This window comes from Thiobacillus sp. (genome assembly GCF_024708915.1).
On the sequence record NZ_JANJXQ010000053.1, the window covers coordinates 1 to 3,440 of the forward strand.

Annotated in this window: 3 protein-coding genes and 2 pseudogenes; 3 read left to right on the forward strand and 2 right to left on the reverse strand. The window is 60.6% G+C overall.

The annotated features are described in order from the left end of the window. Window positions 1-137 precede the first annotated feature (137 nt). Complete coding sequence (gene dsrA / locus Q0L94_RS04270) at window positions 138-1,442, reverse strand: dissimilatory-type sulfite reductase subunit alpha (RefSeq protein ID WP_296750379.1); 1,305 nt, start codon at window positions 1,440-1,442, stop codon at window positions 138-140. Between the two features lie 231 nt (window positions 1,443-1,673). Here dsrA and Q0L94_RS04275 point away from each other — a divergent pair, with 231 nt between their 5' ends. Further along, on the forward strand, window positions 1,674-2,048 hold the full coding sequence (locus Q0L94_RS04275; protein WP_296750382.1) for a hypothetical protein: 375 nt from the start codon (window positions 1,674-1,676) through the stop codon (window positions 2,046-2,048). A 55-nt stretch (window positions 2,049-2,103) separates the two neighbouring features. Here Q0L94_RS04275 and Q0L94_RS04280 read toward each other — a convergent pair whose 3' ends face one another. Then, window positions 2,104-2,838, reverse strand: coding sequence for a BON domain-containing protein (locus Q0L94_RS04280; RefSeq protein ID WP_296750384.1), 735 nt, complete (start codon window positions 2,836-2,838; stop codon window positions 2,104-2,106). A gap of 132 nt (window positions 2,839-2,970) precedes the next feature. Here Q0L94_RS04280 and Q0L94_RS04285 point away from each other — a divergent pair. Together Q0L94_RS04285 and Q0L94_RS04290 are read left to right on the forward strand one after the other, a co-directional pair. Continuing rightward, window positions 2,971-3,066 (forward strand): annotated as a pseudogene (locus Q0L94_RS04285) (type I restriction enzyme endonuclease domain-containing protein); the annotation flags it as partial. Window positions 3,067-3,124: 58 nt separating this feature from the next. Beyond that, window positions 3,125-3,400, forward strand: a pseudogene (locus Q0L94_RS04290) (integrase core domain-containing protein); the annotation flags it as partial. Window positions 3,401-3,440 lie beyond the last annotated feature (40 nt).

The following is a 3,440-nucleotide window of genomic DNA, read 5'->3' on the forward strand; positions in this document are numbered from 1 at the left end:
GACATAATGAAACGGATGGATTTTTTCGCAGGGCAAGGCGCGAGGAGGCGACATAGTCGACTCTATGGCAACGACGAGCAACGCCGCCATGCGGAAAAAGACGCCGTTTCATGTTGCGATATTTCCGAGTCACGACACTAGGCCGCGTTCTGTTTGTATTCCACCCACTTCGCGACCTGTTCGTCCCAGTCGTCGCCGCGAAAGTAGGGGTTGGAACGCGGTGAACTGATCATGTTCGGGTCGGGCGGGATATTCATGCCTTCGAGGAAGTTGGCCAGCCCGATGCGCTCGATCATTTCGCCGGTCCGTTCATGATCCAGCGCGTTCTCCGCAAAGAAATCGAGAATATTGCGCGCCAGTTCCTTCAGCTTGTCGAAGTCCTCGTCGGTTTCCAGTTTCATGAACGGGATGATCACGCTGCCCATGGTGGCGCCGATCTTCAGCACGCCCTTGCCGCCCACCAGGATGGTCACGCCCTTGTCCCTGCCGGGCAAGAGGCCGCCGGGGATGACATTGAGGCAGTGCATGCAGCGCACGCAGTTCTTGTTGTCGATGCACAGTGTGTTGCCGTCGCCCAGATGCGCCACCGAGGTGTGCGCATCAGCCCGGACCTGGTCGTCCGGCACCACGGTGATGGCCTTGGTCGGGCAGCGGCCGACCACATCGTTGTAGAGGTCGTGCATGCCGTGCACCTGGTAGTAATCCTGCACCTGCGCTTCGTTGACGCGGATGTTGTCGCGCCAGGTGCCGATGGTGGCCATGTCGGAACGCTGGATGGCGTTGACGCAGTCGTTCGGGCAGCCGGAGAACTTGAACTTGAACTTGTAGGGCAGGGACGGGCGGTGCATGTCGTCGAGGTTGTTGTTGATGACGGTACGCAGCGCACGCGCTTCGTCGAAGCAGGACATCTCGCAGCGTGCCGAGCCGACGCAGGACATCGAGGTGCGCAGCGCGGGGCCGGCGCCGCCGAGGTCGAAGCCGATCTCGTTGAGGCCGTTGAACACCGCCTGCACGTTATCGCTGCTGACGCCCTGGAACATGATGTCGCCGGACTGGCCATGGAAGGCGATCAGGCCCGAGCCGCCGTTGTTTACCCAGACGTCGCACAGCTTGCGCAGCAGGTCGGAGGTGTAATGCATGCCGGCCGGCGGCTGCACGCGCAGGGTATGGAATTCGGCGGCTTCGGGAAACAGCGGCTTGCCGGATTCGTCCTTCAGCTCGGTAAAGCGCGGAATGATGCCGCCGCCGTAACCGAATACGCCGACGGTGCCGCCTTTCCAGTAGCCCTTGCGGGTTGCGTAGGAGGTTTCGAGCTGGCCCAGCAGGTCGACCATCATGTCGTTATCCTTGGCCAAGCGCTTGAGGCCGGCCACGAAGCTCGGCCACGGGCCGCTTTCGAGCTGATCGAGCAGGGGGGTGTCGCGGAGGGTGCGGGTAGACATTGCGGTCTCCAATTAAAAGAAGACAAATCCCAGTCTAGACAATACCTGACTATTTTTATCGGGATTACCCAAATGGGTAGGAAATGGGTAGGCAGCCCATTCGACAGGATTTTCAATGGGCACGAACGGAGGCAATTCAGCGCCCTTGTCTTCCGCTTGCCCGGTGCTATAAACCGGGACTCACTCGTTTTCGAGGGGAGAATCATGTATAGATCAGCTGCGATATTGCTGTTGGCCGGACTCTTCTCCGGTGCCGCGCCGGCCCTCGACGATGCCGTTACAGTCAGGCTCGAGGCGCAAAACAATTCGGGTCAAACCGGCACGGCAACCCTGCTTCCGCAAGGCAACAACACCAAGCTTGTCATAGAACTTTCCAATGCGCCCGCAGGCGTCGCACAGCCCGCCCACATCCATACGGGAAGTTGCGACAAGCTGGACAAGGCGCCGAAATGGCCGCTGGAAGCCGTGAAAAACGGAAGATCAGTCACCATCGTCCCCGTATCGATCGAAACCATCCTGAAAGACAGGACGGCGATCAATATTCACAAGAGCGCGGCCGAGGTCCAGGTTTACGTTTCCTGCGGGAACATCATTGCGGTGATGTAGGTGGGTGGCCGGTCTGGCTTGCGCTGTCCGCTGCTCATCCCCCGTTTGGCCTCATCTACCGGCCCACAGCGAGGTTGTTGATTACCTTGTCCACAGCGAACAGGCACCAGGCGTCCTGCTCGGCCCGGTCTTTTTCCGTTTGAGTGGCCACCAATCCCTCCAGGGTGACGACGTAGTTGTCGGTGTGGATACCGATCTGCTCGGGATGGGGAATCATCGGGTCCATTTCCAGCACCAGCGACAGGGCATCGCTGACCTCGTCGTCGTTGTCCTGTTCCGGCGGCGCCACTTCCAGCCCGTCCACCACGTCGCGGCAGCCCGGCACCCACCACGCCAGCACCCCCGCCAGCCGCTTGTGCGAAAGGCTGATGGCCCAGCCGTCCAGCGTCACCACCCCGTCCTTCACCGCGGCCAGGATATCGCCGCTGGCATCTTCGCCGCCGGCTTCCTGCACAGTGATGGCCTGACCCTTTTTCATCACGCGCAACGTGCAGTTCTTCAGTTCGCGTGCTTCAAGCAACAAGGCTTTGAGACCATCCAGAATCTCGCCGTCGCCCTTGTGCTCGGAGGGCGCCACGTGCAGCCGGTCCACCACGCCGCGCACCTCGGGCGCCGTCCCCGCGATTTCCAGTACCCGTTTCTTGGCGGCCACGCTTTCCACCTCGCCTTCCACTACCAGGGCGTTATCGTCGGTCAAGTCGAGCCGGACAGGCCAGCTATGCAGATTGATGTGCGGTTCGCGTTCCAGCGCCGCCCATACCGTTTTGAGGATGGGGCTTCCATTTTTCATGTCGGGATACCTCCCAGTTCAACATAGCACATGGCCGTTGGGCGGATGCCGCAATATCCGGCACGCCGTCTGGTGCGGTGAGCAAGAAAAACCCCAATTGAACCAGTACATTAAATCGAGTAACTCATCGAGATGGCCAGGAAGTTCCAGGAAGCCGCCCAGCGCGGCGAGGTTTTGGGGCTGAACCACGACGAAATGGCGTTCTACGACGCCCTGGCCACCAACGAGGCTGCGGTACGCGGTCCGGGAAACCGTCCGGGTATTGGCGCCATGCGGCCCAGCAGCACGGCTCGCCGAGGCCGGGATAGAACCCTCGGTGGGCAGTCGCGGCGACAGTTACGACAACGCTCTGGCCGAGACGATCAACGGCCTGTACAAGGCGGAACTGATCCACCGCAGGGCGCCCTGGAAGAGCCGGGAAGCTGTTGAGATCGCCACCCTCGAATGGGTCGCCTGGTTTAACCACCACCGGCTACTCGAATCCCTCGGCTATATCCCTCCGGCCGAGGCTGAGGCAAACTACTATCGGCAACTTGCCGATAACACCGTGGAAGCAACTTAACTTAAACCAATCAGCCTCCACAGAACCCGGGGCGATTCAC